This is a genomic window from Pseudoalteromonas nigrifaciens (assembly GCF_002221505.1).
Taxonomy (GTDB): domain Bacteria; phylum Pseudomonadota; class Gammaproteobacteria; order Enterobacterales; family Alteromonadaceae; genus Pseudoalteromonas; species Pseudoalteromonas nigrifaciens.
This window is the reverse complement of the sequence record NZ_CP011037.1, coordinates 166753-185987: the sequence shown is the minus strand read 5'-3', so window position 1 is coordinate 185987 and position 19235 is coordinate 166753. Positions and strand designations below refer to the sequence as shown.

Below are 19235 nucleotides of genomic sequence, written 5' to 3'. Positions count from 1 at the left end.
ATATATTCTCCTTGGCAGCTTAAGCTTTAGCGCTAGCTATGTTGTTTAAATGAATGTCGAATGCTTCAACGGCAATATCATATTCCGAGGTGAATTTTCCGCTACTGCGTACATCATTCATATAACCTTGCATGCGTTTGTAATCAATCGGCATTACTTTAACAAAGCGCTTAACATTGCTGTCCCAATCTTTTAATAAATCACTGGCAACATCTGAACCTGTAGCATCAAGATGTTGGCTAATTAAAGCTTTTAATTCGTGGCTTTCAGCATCGGTATCTACACTTTCAAGTGCAACCATTTCCATATTGCATTTAGCCGCAAAGTCATTATTTACATCAAGTACGTAAGCAACACCGCCCGACATACCTGCAGCAAAGTTTCGACCAGTTGCGCCCAAAATAACAACTTTACCGCCGGTCATGTATTCACAACCGTGATCCCCCACACCTTCAACAACGGCTGTTGCGCCCGAGTTACGTACGCAAAAACGCTCCCCCGCTATACCGCGTATAAAGGCGCTACCCGAAGTTGCTCCAAAAAAGGCCACATTACCAATGAGAATATTTTCACTTGCAGCAAACTTGGCTTGTTTACTAGGGTACACAACTAAATTTGCGCCAGAAAGTCCTTTACCAAAGTAATCGTTAGCATCGCCTTCAAGTTCAAAACGCAAACCCTTGGTTGAAAAACAACCAAAGCTTTGCCCCGCCGAGCCGTTAAACTTAACCTTAATAGTATCTTGCGGTAAGCCATCTGCATGGTACTTTTTAGAGATTTCGTTAGAGATCATCGCCCCTATGGTTCTGTCGGTGTTAATCACATCGTATTCAAGCGCCACACTTTGCCCAGACTCTAGTGCCGCTTGAGCATCTTTGATCATTTTGCGATCGATAATGTCGTCGATTAAATGCTTTTGCTTTATTGATTGATACAGAGTTTCGTTTTCAGCGCACTCTGCTTTGTGCAATAGTGGTGTTAAGTCAACGCCTTGATACTTCCAATGGTCAACATCTTTGCGCTGTGTAAGGCACTGAGTTTGGCCTACCATTTCTTCAATACTTCTAAAACCAAGCTCAGCCATAATTTCGCGTAAACCTTCTGCCATCATGGTAAAAAAGTTCACTAAAATATCGGCACGACCAGTAAACTTGTCGCGCAGGCCTTTATCTTGTGTGGCAATACCAACTGGGCAAGTATTTAAATGACACTTACGCATCATAATACATCCCTCAACCACCAATGCTGTGGTAGCCATACCATACTCTTCTGCACCAAGTAGCGTTGCAATGGCTAAGTCGCGTGGCGTTTTAAGTTGCCCATCGGTTTGTACCGTAATACGGCTACGCAGTTTATTACGCACCAAAGTTTGATGCGTTTCAGCCAAACCCAGTTCCCACGGTAAGCCCGTATGTTTAATTGAGCTCAGTGGTGACGCACCGGTGCCGCCATCGTGGCCCGCAATCAGTACCACATCGGCATAGGCTTTTGCCACACCCGATGCAACCGTACCTACACCTGCTTCTGATACTAATTTAACGTTAATGCGCGCGTCACGGTTGGCGTTTTTAAGATCGAAAATAAGTTGCGATAAATCTTCAATAGAATAAATATCATGGTGTGGCGGCGGCGAAATTAAGCCCACCCCTGGCGTAGAGCCACGAGTTTTACCAATCCATGCATCTACTTTATCGCCGGGTAATTGCCCACCTTCGCCCGGTTTTGCGCCCTGCGCCATTTTTATTTGTAGCTCATCGGCATTCGCTAAATAATGGCTAGTAACACCAAAACGACCCGAAGCCACTTGTTTAATTCGCGAATTCATCGAATCGCCATTTTCAAGCGCAGTATAACGAATTGGGTCTTCGCCGCCCTCACCGCTGTTACTTTTACCGCCAATGCGGTTCATAGCTATGGCTAAAGTAGTGTGTGCTTCCCACGAAATTGAGCCAAACGACATGGCACCCGAGGCAAAGCGTTTGAAAATATTGGCAACCGGTTCCACTTCGCTCAAGGCAATAGCAGGACGATCGCTATTCAATTGTAATAAACCCCTTAAGGTAAAGGCTTCTTTACTTTGATCGTCCACCGTTTTTGCATACTGTTTAAATTGCTCAACATTATTACTGGCTGTTGAATGCTGCAGTAAACGAATTACCGTGGGATTAAATAAGTGCCGTTCACCATCATGACGCCACGAGTATTCTCCGCCTGTAGGCAGTAGTTTATCTATAGCAATGCGGTTGGCCTCAGGGAAACCCTCACGGTGGCGTAATAGCGCCTCTTGGGCAATTTGATCTAGGCTTAAGCCTTCAATGCGGCTAACCGTACCGGTAAAGTACTGATCAATAACCTCTGAGTTAATGCCTAAGGCTTCAAAAACTTGCGCACCTAAATACGACTGTAGCGTTGAAATACCCATTTTAGAGAAGGTTTTTAACAAGCCGCTGCCTACCGCTTTGGTGTATTTTTGGGTAATTTGTTCATTCGTTAAGTTAGTATCAAGTACGCCTTCATCACGTAAACCATACATGCTCTCTAGGGCTAAATACGGGTTAACTGCCGCAGCGCCATAACCAATAACAGTAGCAAAATGATGCGTTTCGCGTATATCACCCGACTCCAAAATTATATCGGCAGATGAGCGTAGTTTTTCACGAATTAAATAGTGATGCACCGCAGCTGTTGCCAATACCGAAGGTATAGCAACATGGTCGCTGTCTACGCCACGGTCACTTAAAATGAGTATTTCATAATCATCTTCAACGGCATTTTTGGCATATAAACAAATACGATCCAGTGCTCTTTTTAGTGCACCTGGCCCACCGCTGGCTTTAAAAGTAATGTCGATCGTTTTAGCTTGAAGATGATTGTTATCTATATACTGTAGTTTGCGTAATTGCTCATTGGTCAATACAGGCTGTTCTATTTCAACCTTATGGCAATGCCCAGGTGTTTCATCGAGCAAGTTAAGTGAGCGGCCAATATAACCGCGCAACGACATAACCAATTCTTCACGAATAGGGTCAATAGGTGGGTTGGTTACTTGCGCAAATAACTGCTTAAAATAATGTGATAATTGTTGCGGGCGATGCGACAGCACTGCAAGCGGCGTGTCGGTACCCATAGCGCCTAGTGGCTCTTTAGCCGTACCAACCATACCCGCTAGTACTAGGTTAAGATCTTCGCTGGTGTAACCAAATGCTTTTTGTATTTTTCGCAGCTCTGCCAATGGCGGCTGGGCAAAAGACGCGCTAGGAACGGGTAAATTGTCTAATTCAATTTTGTTTTCAGCTAACCAACGAGCATACGGCTGAGCCGAGCTAACGTGTTGTTTTACTTCGTCATCACTAATAATGCGACCTTGCTCTAAGTCAGCAATAAATATTTTACCCGGTTGCAAACGCCCTTTTTCAACAACCGTTAATTGATCAACGCACAATGCACCGGTTTCAGAGCCCATCACTAGCGTGCCATCTTCGGTTAACAAGTAACGCGAAGGGCGCAAACCATTACGATCAAGGGTTGCACCAATAACATTGCCATCGGTAAACGATAAAGATGCTGGGCCATCCCATGGCTCCATAATACAGGCATAATACTCGTAAAATGCGCGCTTGGTGGCATCCATATTGGTTTGTGTTTGCCATGCTTCTGGCACCATCATCATCATTACTTGCGCCAAAGACCGCCCGCTGAGCACTAATAGCTCAATAGCCATATCAAGATTAGCCGAATCTGAGTTATCGTTATTACACACCGGATTTAACATATTCAATTCAGCATCGCTAAAATTAACCGAGCTAAACAATGCCTCACGAGCATTCATCCAGTTAATATTACCGCGTACCGTATTAATTTCACCATTGTGGGCTATATAACGAAACGGCTGCGCACGGCGCCAAGCAGGAAAAGTATTGGTTGAAAAGCGAGAATGAAACATCGCCATTCCCGAAATAGTACGCTCGTCTTGCAGATCAAGGTAATACTGGCGCACTTGCTCGGTAGTAAACTGGCCTTTATAAACAATTTTGGTAGATGACATTGAGGTTACATAAAATTCGTCACGTTCGGTGAAATCTAAACCATTAATTTTATGCGAGGTGTATTTACGCAGCACAAACAGCTTACGTTCAAATTCTTGTGCGCTTAGCGCTTGCGGCTTAGCAATAAACACTTGCTCAATATTTGGCTCGCTTTCAAATGAAGCCGCGCCTAACATAGAGTTATCGCCCGGAACATCCCGATACCCTATTAAGGTTAAACCCAGTTCGGCAATATTTTGATTTAGTATTTTTTTACACGCGTCGCTAAGTGCTTTATCGCGCGGGAAAAAAATCATCCCCACACCATAGTTTAAGGCGCTTGGCAGCGTCCACCCTAGCTTTGCGGTTTCTTGACGGAAAAACTCATGAGGAATTTGAATAAGAATACCAGCACCATCACCACTTTTAACGTCAAACCCTGTTCCACCACGATGTTCCATGCAGCTGAGCATGGTGAGTGCATTTTCGATAATATCGTGTGACTTTTTACCCTTAAGGTTAGCGACAAAGCCAATGCCGCAACTGTCATGTTCAAATTCAGCGCGATAAAGACCTTGGGATTTTTTGCTCATATCATTCATTACTTATTCCTATTTCATCAGCCTATTGCTATCAGCTAAATTGTGCTTACTAATTAAGTCATATATTTTTATATACTCGAGGTATGCGCTTATCTCATTCAAAAAATCGTTAAAATGCCTAAAACAGCCACTGTAAAATCTTTTTGAATTAGTATAGTGCAGTATTTATTAGTGAAAACTTTAATCAAAGGGGGATAAAAACTAGCCGTAAAATAACGCTGAGTCAACTAAGAAATGAATATACATTCAGATTATATGAATATATATAGTCAAAAATAGTTATTAACAGCCCATTTACACTGCATTTAATAACTATGCCTTATGTTTTAAAAAAGCGCATAGTTGATTTGGATGGGTTTGGTCTTTTTAGTTATAAAAGTGCACCACTAAGGCCTGAGGAGCGAAACTAAGGGAGGATTGGTGCATCTTTAAAAAGTAAATAAGCAATAACATTTTTATAATAATTAAAGCGCAGCTGCAATTAATTACTACAAAACAATATTCACGCTAATGGCAGCGCAAAAAAATAAGCTTACCCTATAACAGTAAGTCGCAGTTATGCAAAGGCCAAACAGTGAGTTTGGCTAGGTCTCACCTAAAAAATTAAGGTTAAAAATTAAGCCTAGAATATGTGGTTTCAATCTGCAAAACTCACTTTACCCATAGTAACGCCTGCAATTCCTTGAGCTTTATTATTAAGGTGTAGCTGCTCACCGGCTAGGCATTCGTTAGCTAAAATAGCAAAAAGCACCGCTTCTTTCGCGTCGGGATCAACTCCTAATGCGTGAGTGTTTTTAAAACCTTTAATAGCCGGACAAAGCGTTACCAAATGTTGCATTAAGAGTAAGTTGTGAATGCCGCCGCCACTGGCATACACCACACTATTGGGCGCCATTTTTACGCACGTATTTAACGCATTAGCAATAACCTCTGCGGTAAAGCGGCTTAAGGTGGCCATTACGTCTTGATGACTTAACTTTTGGGTATTTGAAGCCTGTTGCGCAGCCTCTAAATAAGCTAAATTAAACACTTCAGGGCCAGTGGTTTTTGGCATTTTTAGGGTTAAAAAATGATTGTCGCAAAGCGCTGTTAGTAACGCAGTATTAATAACGCCCGCTTTCGCTATCGCAGCGTTTTCATCGTAATGCATGTTATTAAAATAACGCTGCACATAGGCGTCCATAATGGTATTGCATGGGCCAATGTCAGAGCTAAATACTGCACTGCTATCGCCATTTTGGGGTAAAAAAGTGAGGTTAGCTATACCGCCCATATTAAGTAAAATACGGTTTTCGTCAGAGCTTGAAAAAAACAAATAATCACCATACACGGCAAGTGGTGCGCCCTCGCCGCCTGCTGCTATATGCTTTTGCCGAAAATCGCCAATGGTAGTAATACCTGTAGTAACGGCTATTTGGTCGCTATCGCCAATTTGTAAAGTGCCATTGTTAAAGTCGTTATACTGATGCTGGCTTTTAGGGCAATGGTAAATAGTTTGTCCGTGGCTGGCTATTACGTCTATGTTGGCTGGGTTTATCTGCCAGCTTTTTAAACACTGATTAACCATGTCACCATGTAATTTACCAACCCAAGGGTGCAGTAACGTAAGGTATTCTAAGTTGCATTCACGCTTGGCGAATACCTGCTTTATTTTTGTTTTATAATCATCGCTATAATCAACCGTAGTAAACTTTAAAACCTCAATTTGGGTATGCACACCCGCGGCAGTTATTTTACATAAGGCAACATCAAGCCCATCTAACGAGGTACCACTCATTAGGCCTATAATTAATCGGCTTGGCTTTAACGCACTGTTATAAAGCTTACTAATGTGTGGGTGCATAATAATTTCGCATCTATTGTTGTTAAGTTAATAGCATTCATTTTAGAGTAGTTTAAATAAAAGTTATAGCGCTATAGAAATCAGTTAATCCACTTATAAACTCACCTTAGAGTAAATACTCACACCTTGGGGTTGATTTTTTAACCGTGTGCCCAAAACTCCTGTATTAAGATATACATACTTAACCTGAGCTCTGGTTAAGAGATTTACTAACGTATTGAATCATCGTTATATTTGATTTTATTTTCTCTAGCCAGAGGTTTTCAGTGAAAACAAGGCGAATTTACGCGTCAATAGCTGGCCTATTGCAAGTAAATTCAACGCAGTTAGCGCTGAAAATAGCTGCTTGAGATAAGTTTATTATCCGGAGCTCAGGTTTCTTACTACTTATCTGCGCATTATTGTTTAGTTTCAACTTTGCTTTAAACACAAACTAAAACATTCAGATCAAAGTAGTTCACTCATCTATTGGAGATTTTATATGTCAGTAACCAGTCGACAACTCACGTTAGCATCACGCCCACACGGTGCTCCTACCGATGAAAACTTTGCATTAAAAACACTAGAGCTGCCGCCATTAAAAAATGGTGAAGTATTACTGCGTACCATTTACTTATCCCTTGACCCTTACATGCGTGGCCGCATGAGCGACGCTAAATCGTATGCCGACCCAGTAAATGTTGGCGACGTGATGGTTGGGGCAACTGTATGCCAAGTTCAAGAGTCTAAAAACGACTCCTTTAGCGAAGGCGAATGGGTATTGGCTTACACTGGTTGGCAAGACTACGCTATTAGCAACGGCGAAGGGTTAATGCAATTAGGCAAAGAGCCTGCTAATCCTTCGTATGCACTAGGTATTATGGGAATGCCGGGCTTTACCGCTTATATGGGATTACTTGATATTGGTGCACCTAAAGCAGGTGAAACCGTGGTCGTTGCTGCAGCAACAGGCCCTGTGGGCGCTACCGTTGGCCAAATTGCAAAAATTAAAGGCTGTAGAGTCGTCGGCGTTGCCGGTGGCAGTGAAAAATGTAAGCACGCAGTAGAAGTATTAGGTTTTGATGCCTGTATTGATCACAAAGCCGATGACTTTGCCGAACAATTAGAAAAAGCATGTGACCAAGGTATTGATGTTTATTATGAAAATGTGGGCGGAAAAGTGTTTGACGCCGTATTACCTTTGCTTAATACCTCAGCGCGCGTGCCTATCTGTGGTTTGGTATCGCAATATAATGCGACCAGCTTGCCTGAGGGCCCAGACCGCATGGGCATGCTAATGGGGCAATTACTAACTAAGCGCATCAAAATGCAAGGCTTTATTATTTTTGATGATTACGGCCACCGCTATGACGAATTTGCAAACGACATGCAAAAATGGCTACAAGACGGAAAAATTCAATACCGCGAACATCTAGTAGAAGGCATTGAAAACACCATCAGTGCATTTAACGATATGATCAGTGGGAAGAACTTTGGTAAAACCGTAGTAAAGATTAACAGCCCACTATAATAACATTCAGGCTGTGTTGTAATTCAACACAGCTCAATAAGGAAGAAAATGATTAAACTACACCATTTAAATAAATCTCGCTCTAAACGTATTATTTGGTTACTAGAAGAGCTTGAGGTCGATTACGAAATTGTTGCTTACCAACGTAACACTGAGACTTTTTTAGCCCCTGATGAGCTTAAAAATGTGCATCCGCTGGGTAAATCGCCAGTTATAGAAGATGATGGCTTAGTGATTGCCGAGTCTGGCGCTATCACAGATTACCTGATCACTAAATATGGCAAAGGTAAATTTGCCCCAAAAGCAAGCACCCCTGATTACGTTGACTACCAGCAATGGTTACATTTTGCAGAAAGCTCAGCAATTTTACCGCTTTTACTCAAAATGTTTGTGCAAAAAGATGGTGCTAAAACCCAGTTTTTAGAGGGCTATGCTGATGCAGAAACCGCTAAAGTGATTAGCTATTTTAACAGCCGTCTTGAAGGCAAGCGTTATTTAGTGGGCGAGACCCTAACCGGTGCCGATTTTATGATGTCGTTTATTGTTGAAATCGTTAAAAATGCAGGCCAGTTAGAGCACTTTAAAAACCTGGTTAAATACGATGAGCAATTACAATCTCATGAAAAATTTCATACCGCTAACGAGTTAGAAGCCAAGTACGACTAACCTACCTTTCGCTTTGATTGTGGTTTCACAGTCAAAGCGATGCCCGCTTTTCTATTCAGGCCTATCCAGGTAGATTTGTTTAAAATCATTAAAATGTGCTTCAAAAAGTGCAACTAAGTTTGGATCAAAATGATTACCTGCACCTTTAATTATTTCCGCTTTTGCGTCATCCATACTCCAAGGCTCTTTATAACAACGGCGACAACATAACGCATCAAACACATCAGCAATCGCAGTAATTCGTCCCTCTAAACTGATTTCTTGCTGTTTTTTTGCGTGCGGATAACCGGCTCCATCCCAACGCTCGTGATGATCAATCGCAATGTTTGCAGCCATATCAATAACAGGATTAGCTGTCCCTTTGAGAATTTCCCAGCCCTTAGTGGTATGCTGTTTCATAATTTCCCACTCGTCAGCATCTAATTTTGCCGGCTTGTTTAAAATGAGATCTGGTACACCTACCTTTCCTACATCATGTAATTGCGCAGCTAGGCTAATTTTATCGCAGTACGCTTGATTTTGATTATGCAGCTGCGCGAGTAATTTTGCATATAAGCCAACCCTAATTACGTGAGATCCCGTTTCCTTGGAGCGCGACTCCATGGCACCTCCCATCAGTGAAATAGCCAGCTGCTGGGTTTCTTCAATTGAATTAGCTAATAATAAACTTTCAAATGTGAGAACAACATTGCCCAAAAACAAGTCAACAAGCTGTTGCGCTTCTTTTTTAACCGGTTGCAATGATTGAAATGCGAGTATTGAATCTAGACCTTTTTGTGAATGATGAAAATAAACATAATGATCTTCTGCAATAAAATTCTGCTTGGTTTGTTTCGCCCTTAAAAAGTACTCTTGATGCTTTTTCGGAATACTATCAATACCACTTCCCGTGAACAGATGTATACCTGAGACTTCCCCTTCAATCATTTGCAACTTTTCATCTAACTGACAAATACCAAATACTTTAGGCGCATCAATATATAAATTGGCCGAGCTCATATTCAGTACAAGTTTTAACTCTTCCATGACAACAGAGGTAAACTCTACCAAGTCACCAATTTGGGTAATGGTAGAGATAGCTTTTATGTAAGCGCGCAATTAAACCCACATACCAATATTAATGCTACCTATGCATAATTTACTCAGCATATTAACCTGAGGTAATTATGAATAAACAGCAAAAAATAAAACACTGGCAAGGCATTTTTGAGCAGCAAAAATCGAGTGGTTTAGCCATCATTCAATTTTGTCGTGATAACAACATTAACGCATCGACTTTCTATGTTTGGCGTAAACGCCTTTCTGACGAAACGATAAGGGTTAAAAAGCAACAGGTGATCCCGTTTGTTATTCATGAGCAAGCCTTTACACACCCTTCAATCATTAAACTCACCACACCAAACGGCTATCAAATAGACTTCGAGTCGACATTAGCGCACCAAGCACTCGCCAAATTATTGAGCGTACTGTGACACCTTGCACCCACCAAGTTTACTTGGTCACGGGATTCACCGACATGCGAAAATCAATCAATGGGTTAAGTATTATTGTCAGCGATACCCTATCTCTCGATCCTTTAAGCCAAGCGTGGTTCGTTTTTTGTAATAAACAACGCGATAAATTAAAAATTTTGTTTTGGGATACCAATGGTTTTTGGCTTTATTATCGTCGCTTAGAGCAAGGACGATTTCAATGGCCAAATCATGCTCAAGCACACGTAGCCATGGGGATTGAACAACGGCAGTTACAATGGTTATTATCTGGCTTACCGGTAAATAATAAAACCCGCCACTCAACTTTATCAGGGTTATCAGTGATATAAATTAACCAGATCGTTTTTTTTACTTGAACGATCTTTCCCATGTGTCATGCTATTAAAATGCCAGACACTATTCTCATCACCGAACTACAAAATCAGCTTGCACTTATGCAGGCTAAGCTTGATGGCTTAGAAAAAGATAAAATTTCACTGCAAGAAGATAAGGTTGAAATGCAATCGCGGATTGACCACTTGCTTGCTGAGCTTAAGTTAAGTAAATCCCAAAAATACGGTAAAAAAAGTGAAAAAGCCCCGCGAGGTACCTTCAACGAAGCGGAGCAGCATAAAACGACTGAGCCGCCTAAACACCATAAGAAAGGTAAACAAATACTGGCTGAGCACTTTGAACGAGAAGAAGTTGAGCACACCTTAACCGAGTTAACGTGTCAGTGTTGCGGTGAACAACTACATCAATGTGGTAGTGAAGACAGCGAGCAAGTGAAGATTATTCCGGCGAAAGTCAGTGTCATTAAGCACAAACAATTTAAATATGCTTGCAGACATTGCGAGCATGAACAATTGGCCAGTAAAATAATCACCGCGCCTAAACCCAAGCAGCCTATTCCTGGCAGCATTGCGAGTCCAGAAGCGTTATCGGCGGTTGTTACGGGCAAATACTGCGATGCCTTACCGCTTTATCGTTTCGTTGACATACTGGGCCGTGGCGGCCTTGAACTATCGCGCGGAACATTAGCTAATTGGTGTATTAAAGCGGGCCTGCTAATCAGCCCCTTAGTGGCAGCCATGCAACGTCACTTGCTTAGTGAGCATAGTTTATGTGCCGATGAAACCCGTACACAAGTGTTAGATGAAGGTGACAACCCTAGCAGCAATTCCTACATGTGGGTTTATCGCAGCAATGAGGTCAGCCGTGAGCCTGTCGTGATTTACGATTACCAAGCAGGTCGAAGTCGCGCTTGCGCAAAAGAATTTCTTGCCGGTTATCAAGGCTATTTACAGTGCGACGGTTACCGTGTTTATGACGGTATTGAAGGCATTACCCCTGTTGGTTGCTGGGCACACGCTAGACGCAAATATAACGATGCCTTAAAAGCAGAGTCGAAAAACAAAGGTCGAGCGCATAAAGCCATCAGCTTTATCAGCCAATTATATAAACTGGAAACCCACGCTAAAAACAAACAGTTATCTCCTCAAGCGCGGTATCAGTTACGACAAGAAAAAGCCTTACCCATATTAATGCACTTTAAAGCGTGGCTTGATGAAGCCGAAGGTAAAGTAACGGCGGGGAGTTATATTGGCAAAGCGATAAAATACACGCTTAATCAATGGCCGAAATTAATGCGGTATAGTGAAGATGGCGAACTAGGGATTGATAATAATATTACTGAGCGAGATATTCGGCCGTTTACCACTGGTAGAAAAAACTGGCTATTCTCAAAATCGGTTAATGGTGCTCAGGCCAGCGCGATACTTTATAGTATTGTGATGACCTGCCGTGCCAATGACATCAATCCTTATTACTACTTTGTGCATTTATTTAAAACGTTGCCGAATCGAGATGAGGGTGATGATGATTTTACCGACCTAATGCCGTGGAATGTGCAGCTAGACTTCGATTATAGCTAAGCGCACTGCTTAAATGCGCGCTTACGCTTTTATTAGTCTTTTTAAATTATAGCGGTGAGTTTGTAGCATACAAATATCGCGGTAGGCTCGTAAAGAGGTATAAAAAATCAATTCAAGATCTTGGCTTTGCAGTTGGCTCTTCGCTTTATAGCCATCAATATCATAATCGCGAATAACACTGCGCTCAGGCGCAACCCCAGGCTGACCTGTTCGCAAAATAATTCGACTATAACCATTTTGTAAGTCTTGGCGAATAAATCGCGCAAGATCTAATCCTGCATGTTCTGTTTCCATTACGACATCTAGTAAAATTAATGCGTAACGTTCTGAGCTTTGTAGTTTCTCTTTCGCCTCAGATGCACTGTAAACACTGTGTAGTTCAACAGGGCGTTGCTCAAATTCAAAGCGCTTCATTGCAAGTTGAGTTACATGATGCACAGAGTCATCGTCATCAACAATTAAGATTTTCCATGGCTTAGCATTGCTGTTGGCAACCGCTTTATCTGACACTACATCATCTTGTAACCACTCCATAAACACACCCTGCTATTAATTAATTCGGTGGCGTTACCGGAAATTGAGTGAAAAAATAAACGCCTGTGGATTCTTTTTGCTTTACTGCAATTTGCCCTTTCAGGCGGTGAACTACGAGGTTATAAACAATATTCATCCCCAAGCCACTGCCGCCACCCGCTCTATTTGTAGTGTAAAACGGGTCAAACACTTTTTTCTGAACTTCATCTGTCATGCCTTGACCACTGTCTTGATAATGAATACAGACAGAGTCTGAGTACTCAATATGAACACTTATCTGCCCTTTTTTTCTACCATTTTGAAAACCGTGAATAATTGAATTCATTACTAAATTAGTGAAAATTTGCGCTAAGGCACCGGGATCAGAATACACTTCTGGCTCAGGCTCCGTTGCACTAATGGTAATATCAACCGGTGTTGCTTTAAGGGTATGATAGAGGCTTTTTAGCACCTCATTAAAATAACTACTTACATACAAATTACGTAATTCTTCGGTTGTTTGATCAACCGCTACACGTTTAAAACTGCTTATTAAATCAGCGGCACGTTGCATGTTTTTTAGCAAAATGTCACAGCTTAAATCAACTTCACTAATAAACTCACTAAACTCTGTTTTACTTAAGGTGCCAGAAGCCACTTTGTTTTTAGTTTCGATTAACATTTCTCGCAAATGAGATGTCGCTGTCACACAAACACCTAACGGTGTATTCACCTCATGTGCCACACCACTGACTAAACTTCCAAGTGAAGACATTTTCTCTGCTTCAACAAGCTCCTGCTGAGTGCGACGAAGCTCTATGGTTTGCTCAAGTAGAGCCTGCTCTGCCTCATGGCGTTTACTCGACATTAAATTAATAGAATCACTTAAACTGTCATAAGGGCTGCGCTTAGAAACTGTTTGAGAAAAATCCCCAGCTGCAATCGCAGAGCAAACCTGATCAATATCTTTACTGGCTTTAATTAAACGCTCAAAGCTTCTAAACATGGTGCCAAGCTCATCCTTTTGAGTCATATACTTTTGAACATGAATAGATAAATCTCCATTAGCTAGCTGTTCAACAGATTTAATCGCAATATTAATACGCTTGGTTGTTCGGTTAATAAAATACCAAAAGAGTAAAAACACCAGTAATACACTTGCAAAAGCCGCTGCCAATAATGGGCTAAATTGCGCTTGAATAGGCCCAATAATATCGGTTTCAGAGCGACGCACTATCACTGTCCAATGCCCAGTGGCAACCTTGGCTTTATCAAAATAGAATATTCCAGAATCAAAAGGATCGTTAGCAGATAATATTTCTCTTGCTTGCCCCTGTGATTTTAGCTGTTTGGCTATACTTGCATAATCTGTGTCTAAAATGGCTTTCGTTTTTAGTCCTGAATGATTTAATGTCGTGGCAATCACGTTGTCACGTTGGCTGAGTAACAAAACATCAATTTTTAGTTGCTGCTTTATGGTTTGTAAGAATTCCGTTATATCAGTAAGTGCTCTATCTACACTTGCCATACCGACAAATTCGCCATTAATAATAATTGGCGAACTTTGTTCAACCAGCATTCTTCCCTCATAAACGTAAGGCTCAGTGATCATCGTCTCGGTATTACCATCACGTAAAAACTGTTGACGTACTCCCTCATAATAAAGACTTGATTCCATATCGACCAAGGGCTCAAGTAACAAACGTTCAGAGTCATTAAAATCACGATGCCAATAAGGTAAAAAACGGCCAGTTTGGTCTACATAAACGCCCTCTTTTAACGGTGGAGCATTAATATAGGCTTGATCTTGATTATCGGCATTAGGCTCATAACCAAACGAAGCCCCCACAAATGAAGGGTTCATTTTAAGCACTGCACGAACAAAATTAATACTTGCCTCTCTATCACCAAACAACCCATTTTGCTGTGCTAAGGCCATAATCTCTGTAGTGCGTACCGCTAATTGCGTTTCTTCATTTACTTTCGCGGCAATCGTATCTGCCGTCTGGCTTAAATTTAGTTTTGCTTGTATAACAGCCTGATTAAGGCTAGTTGAATACCAATAACTCAAGATACTGGCAATAATGAGCATGACGGGCAATGCCAAATACAGCAGCATCTTTCCTTGCAAAGAGTGTATGAGTGGTAGTCGCATAATTTTAGGCTTAAACAAGCAAGCCAACATCCTGAGGATCTGAAGTATTAAGCTTAAAAATTAGACTATAAAAACTTTCTAGGCAAATGAATTGTGTAGAAATTAATGCAAAAGCGGGGTATTAAAATAACTGCGATGACGTTATTAATATAATTTATCAGACTCGCTGAGTTGTAGAGCAGACTGAAAAGTTCTTATTGTTTAATCGACCAACCGATAACCCACAGCGGGTTCAGTTAATATGTATTTTGGACTAGCAGGGTTAGCTTCTAGTTTTTGTCTGAGCTGCGCTACATGTACTCGCACATATTCAGGGCGGTTTATGTACTGCGCTCCCCAAATATGGCTTAAAATTGCATTATGAGTGAGTACTTTATCTTTATTTTGAAACAGCAATAATAATATTGCGTACTCTTTTTTAGTCAGTTTTATCTCATTCCCCGAGGTGGTTACTATGTGCTTTTGTGGATCTATTTTTATATTCCCACAGGTAAACGCCACACTCGGCTGACTTTGGGTGCGCAATAACACCCGAATTCTGGCGAGTAACTCATTCGCGCTAAACGGTTTGGTAATATAGTCATTTGCTCCATTATCAAGCGCGGTTACCTTTTCAACTTCGCCATCTCGCGCTGACAGCACCAAAACAGGTAAGGCACTCCATTGTCGAAACTCAATCAGCCAGTCTTGACCGTCCATATCTAACAAGCCTAAGTCTAATAACACAAGATCATAACTTTGCTCACTTAAACGTGCAAAACCATCTAAGCCTTTATCACAAATACTTAGCTCGTAACCACTGGCTTGCAACAAGGTTTTTAAAAAGCTTTGTAAAGGGGGAGAGTCTTCCAATATTAAGATTTTAGTCATTGTCTTTTTCCCAGATCAATTTTGCGTACGCCATCTGTGTCTCGTTGTTAATTGTTAATGTAAATGTACCTTGGTGAAATTTAGCCACCACATCACAAATAATACTGCCCAGCCCAACGCCTTCATCGCTACTTGTTTGCGCTTTAGTGATCACGTTATTAGTGAGAAGTAACTGATAACATACCTTTTGCTGATTGCTACTTTGCGTAAATTCAACGCTCACCTTCCCATCACCATAACGCCATGCATTTTCGAGCATATTAGCCAGCGCAATTTCTAATAAAGTCACATCCCCTGCGCATTTTGACTGAGCGTCTATATTGGTATCTATAACAAAATGAGTGAGTTGCTGCTGTCTGCGAGCTTTGGCTTCACTGAGTAATGCTTGTAAGTTTATTGTTTGCCAACATAGGTTTTCACCCATTTTATTAACTCGGCTTAACTCCATGACTTTATCAAAGTGCTGATTAAGTATTTTACTTTGCTCATAAATATTACTCGCTTGCTCTTTTATCACGCTGTCACTGAGGGTAATTTCATCATCTGCAAGCATGCTGGATGCGCCCATAATGGTTGCCAGTGGTGTGCGTAAATCATGTGACAAACTACGTAAAAGTGCATTTTTAGCGCGTTCTAATTCCGCTTGCACCGAAATAGCAGCCGACTGCTGGCGTAATAACGTTTTTTCATGTACTTGATAAAGCAGCGAAATAGCGGTATCAGCAAAGGCTTTTTGCCCTTGCGTTAACCGTTTAGTAAAATTAAACCCGCCCCAGCTCGGGTTAGCCTCACTAAGTAATATAAATTCACTGTTGCCTCGCGGTGCTGCAGGCATAAATATGCAAGATGCATTTAAATGCTTACCGATCCGCTGTACAAAGTACTTTTTTTGTTCATCCAGCGTATCTAGGCTATTTAGGTCTTTGGCCAGTTCATACAAGGTGCGGCTATTACTGGCATGTAATTGCACATCTCTGACTTTAGTATTGAGCTCCCCTGCTAGCTGGCTAATAACAAGCCCAACAATAAGCATAACCGTGAAGGTTACTAAATATTCAATGTTTTCAATATGAAAAGTAAAATAGGGTAAAACAAAAAACCAGTCAGTACAGGCAACACTCACCAAAGTGGTTAAGGCAGCGACTCGGCGATTGCTTCGCACAGCAACCCATGTAACCCATAACAACTGCAGCATTACAATGTCTGTGGTGGTAAACCAGTTTTTAAAAGGATAAATAACCATAGCCACAATAAATGGCATAGCTACCGCTAAAAAAAATGCTTTACACCTATTTGATTTAGCCTGTAATTGGCTCATTCGTCATTCCTCTACTACTGCCAGACTAGGTTACTATCTTTTTAACGTTAACTTTATAAAATTTTTATAAAGTTTTTTACTTTATTCATTAAATCTTTATAAAGCTTCATACCCAGCGCTGACTTTTCCATTGCATTTAGTCATATTCTAACTTACTTAATTTGTGTTGTGTGTATGTCACGTTTTCATATTTAAAAGGCGCTGTAATGATAAATTGGAGAGTGACGTTAAGGCTACTCGCCTTTCCTATAATTTGGATGGCGAGTGTGCAATTAATTTTTGCTGCGCTTTCGCTATTTGTTTTCAAAGATCGTGTAGTTACTAGTTTTATAGCCCCCGGTGCTAGCCTATTTTTTATTGCCTTACTTTTATTAATAAATTTACGTAAGGCCAACTTAGCAAAAGCTAATTTCAGAGATGCCCTTATTTATGCAACCATCACATGGGCTGTAATTGGCATATTAGGTGCAATACCGATTATTTTAGTCACTGATGTAAGCATTGTTGACGGTATTTTTGAATCCATAAGTGGGCTAACCACAACGGGCGCTACAATACTTTCAGATCTTGATGGTATGCCCCCTACCTTTTTACTTTATCGACAATTTTTACAATGGATGGGTGGACTCGGAATTGTGATTTTTGTTGTCGCCATTTTACCTATGCTGAATGTAGGCGGTATGAAACTACTAAAAGCAGAAACCCCAGGCCCCATTAAAGACGAAAAATTAACTCCTCGAGTTGCCAGTACCGCTCATTATTTATGGGGTGTTTACTTAACAATTACTCTACTCTGTACCTTAGCTTATTATGTAGGTGGCATGAGCTTTTATGATGCGATAGCGCATGCTTTTACCACAGTTTCAACTGGGGGGTTTTCAACGCATGATGCCAGTATGTGGTACTACCAAAGTCATTTATTACTATGGATCTCAAATTTATTTATGATCGCTGGGGCTGTAAACTTTGGTTTGCATTTTCGTGTTGCACATAAAAGAAGTATACGTGGTTACTATGACGATGAAGAAACCCGATACTTCATTTACATAATCATGGTATTAACAGCTCTTTTAACTTCATTGCTGTTATTAAAAGATACCTATACAAATACATTAGAGGCATTTAGCTTTTCTATGTTTCATATAATCTCTTTTATTACCAGTACAGGATTTGGTGCCGCAGGCTACACCGACTGGCCTCCTGTAGCGGGATTTTTGCTTGTTTTTGTAGGTTATTTAGGCGGGTGCGCAGGTTCAACAGCAGGAGGAAATAAAATTATACGTAATATTATTGTTGCCAAAATAATTAATCTAAATATTAAACAAACTATACACCCGCGAGCTATTTTTACCATTAAATACCAAGGTATTTCTGTAACAGAAGATATTCGCCATGCCATTATGGCATTTATGACTTTTGCTGCAGGTTCAAGCCTACTTTTTACTTTATTATTAATGGCTACAGGTCTTGATTTTTGGAGTGCATTTACAGCGGTAGCTGCCTGTGTAAATGTGCTGGGCCCTGGATTTGGTGAAGTTGGTTCAAATTTTCAACCTGTTACAGACACAGGGACACTTATTCTCTCTATCGCTATGATCGTAGGACGATTAGAATACTTTACCGTATTTGCATTATTTACACGTGCTTTTTGGCAAAAATAATAAAGGAAAATTATGGCTCACTTTACTGTTATTGGACTCGGACGATTTGGTATCGCTGCAAGTCTTGAGTTAATTCATTTAGGGCATACAGTCACAGGGGTTGATAGCAACCCTAAGCTCGCTGAGAAATATGTCGAGCATTTATCTGAAACCGTAGTATGCGACTCCACCGATGAAGCCGCACTTAAAGAGCTTGATTTAGCCAATAGCCAAGCCGTTTTAGTGGCCATTGGTGAAGACATGCAATCGAGCATTCTGTGTACGCTTGCATTAAAGAACCTAGCGGTTGAGCAAATATGGGTAAAAGCGAGCACTAAAGCCCACCATACTATTATTTCTAAACTGGGTGTTACACGGATTATTCATCCAGAAGAAGAAATGGGCGTACGCGTAGCACAAGCGCTTAATTACCCGATGGTGAACGATTATATAGCCTTAGGGAATGGATTGTATGTTGTTGAAGTTCATATAAAACCTAATTTACACGGTGTAACGATTGGCCAACTATTAAAAGATCTTAAAGGCGAAATAGAGCCGTTACTGGTAAAACGTGGCAAACAAACATTTGTAAAACTTGAACACCACTTTAGCCTGAATGAACGTGATAGCTTACTATTAACAGGTAATAGAGCTGAATTAAAACATATTGCACCAAGGCTGGTATAA

14 protein-coding genes are annotated in these 19235 nt (G+C 40.9%); 7 read left to right on the top strand and 7 right to left on the bottom strand.

All coding sequences use genetic code 11. The features are described from left to right. Positions 1 to 19: 19 nt before the first annotated feature. On the bottom strand, positions 20 to 4627 hold the full coding sequence (gene gltB / locus PNIG_RS17325; RefSeq protein WP_089369084.1) for a glutamate synthase large subunit: 4608 nt from the start codon (positions 4625 to 4627) through the stop codon (positions 20 to 22). Between the two features lie 637 nt (positions 4628 to 5264). Beyond that, entirely contained in the window at positions 5265 to 6470 is a 1206-nt protein-coding gene (locus PNIG_RS17320) for an anhydro-N-acetylmuramic acid kinase (protein ID WP_089369083.1), read from the bottom strand. A 481-nt stretch (positions 6471 to 6951) separates the two neighbouring features. On the opposite strand from PNIG_RS17320, the gene PNIG_RS17315 reads away from it, so the two are divergent. Further along, positions 6952 to 7980 (top strand): NADP-dependent oxidoreductase, encoded by a 1029-nt coding sequence (locus PNIG_RS17315; RefSeq protein WP_089369082.1) that lies wholly within the window; start codon positions 6952 to 6954, stop codon positions 7978 to 7980. 48 nt (positions 7981 to 8028) lie between these two features. After that, entirely contained in the window at positions 8029 to 8646 is a 618-nt protein-coding gene (locus tag PNIG_RS17310) for a glutathione S-transferase family protein (RefSeq protein WP_089369081.1), read from the top strand. A gap of 51 nt (positions 8647 to 8697) precedes the next feature. On the opposite strand, the gene PNIG_RS17305 is transcribed toward PNIG_RS17310, so the two are convergent. Continuing rightward, positions 8698 to 9744: an HD domain-containing phosphohydrolase gene (locus PNIG_RS17305; protein WP_244181084.1), complete on the bottom strand. Its 1047-nt coding sequence runs from the start codon at positions 9742 to 9744 to the stop codon at positions 8698 to 8700. Between the two features lie 68 nt (positions 9745 to 9812). Here PNIG_RS17305 and tnpA point away from each other — a divergent pair, with 68 nt between their 5' ends. The 3 genes from tnpA to tnpC are packed head-to-tail and all read left to right on the top strand — an operon-like array spanning position 9813 to position 12052. Then, positions 9813 to 10118: an IS66 family insertion sequence element accessory protein TnpA gene (gene tnpA, locus PNIG_RS17300; protein WP_010555472.1), complete on the top strand. Its 306-nt coding sequence runs from the start codon at positions 9813 to 9815 to the stop codon at positions 10116 to 10118. Continuing rightward, on the top strand, positions 10115 to 10468 hold the full coding sequence (gene tnpB / locus PNIG_RS17295) for an IS66 family insertion sequence element accessory protein TnpB (protein ID WP_254910727.1): 354 nt from the start codon (positions 10115 to 10117) through the stop codon (positions 10466 to 10468). Before tnpA ends, tnpB begins: the two co-directional genes overlap by 4 nt. A gap of 39 nt (positions 10469 to 10507) precedes the next feature. Continuing rightward, positions 10508 to 12052, top strand: coding sequence for an IS66 family transposase (tnpC, locus tag PNIG_RS17290; RefSeq protein WP_086960352.1), 1545 nt, complete (start codon positions 10508 to 10510; stop codon positions 12050 to 12052). A 21-nt stretch (positions 12053 to 12073) separates the two neighbouring features. Here tnpC and PNIG_RS17285 read toward each other — a convergent pair whose 3' ends face one another. From PNIG_RS17285 to PNIG_RS17270, 4 genes are all read right to left on the bottom strand, one after another. Continuing rightward, the gene (locus tag PNIG_RS17285; RefSeq protein WP_147207677.1) at positions 12074 to 12586 is read right to left on the bottom strand and encodes a response regulator; all 513 of its coding nucleotides are present in this window, start codon (positions 12584 to 12586) and stop codon (positions 12074 to 12076) included. A gap of 19 nt (positions 12587 to 12605) precedes the next feature. Continuing rightward, positions 12606 to 14720, bottom strand: a complete 2115-nt coding sequence (locus PNIG_RS17280; RefSeq protein ID WP_244181083.1) for an ATP-binding protein — start codon at positions 14718 to 14720, stop codon at positions 12606 to 12608. Between the two features lie 201 nt (positions 14721 to 14921). Beyond that, positions 14922 to 15590: a response regulator gene (locus tag PNIG_RS17275; protein ID WP_036983682.1), complete on the bottom strand. Its 669-nt coding sequence runs from the start codon at positions 15588 to 15590 to the stop codon at positions 14922 to 14924. Then, a complete protein-coding gene (locus PNIG_RS17270) occupies positions 15583 to 16908 on the bottom strand; it encodes a DUF4118 domain-containing protein (RefSeq protein ID WP_089369079.1) in 1326 nt (441 codons plus the stop codon). Before PNIG_RS17270 ends, PNIG_RS17275 begins: the two co-directional genes overlap by 8 nt. Positions 16909 to 17114: 206 nt before the next feature. Here PNIG_RS17270 and PNIG_RS17265 point away from each other — a divergent pair, with 206 nt between their 5' ends. Next, positions 17115 to 18569 (top strand): TrkH family potassium uptake protein, encoded by a 1455-nt coding sequence (locus PNIG_RS17265; protein WP_089369078.1) that lies wholly within the window; start codon positions 17115 to 17117, stop codon positions 18567 to 18569. A 12-nt stretch (positions 18570 to 18581) separates the two neighbouring features. Next, positions 18582 to 19235, top strand: coding sequence for a potassium channel family protein (locus PNIG_RS17260; RefSeq protein WP_036983676.1), 654 nt, complete (start codon positions 18582 to 18584; stop codon positions 19233 to 19235).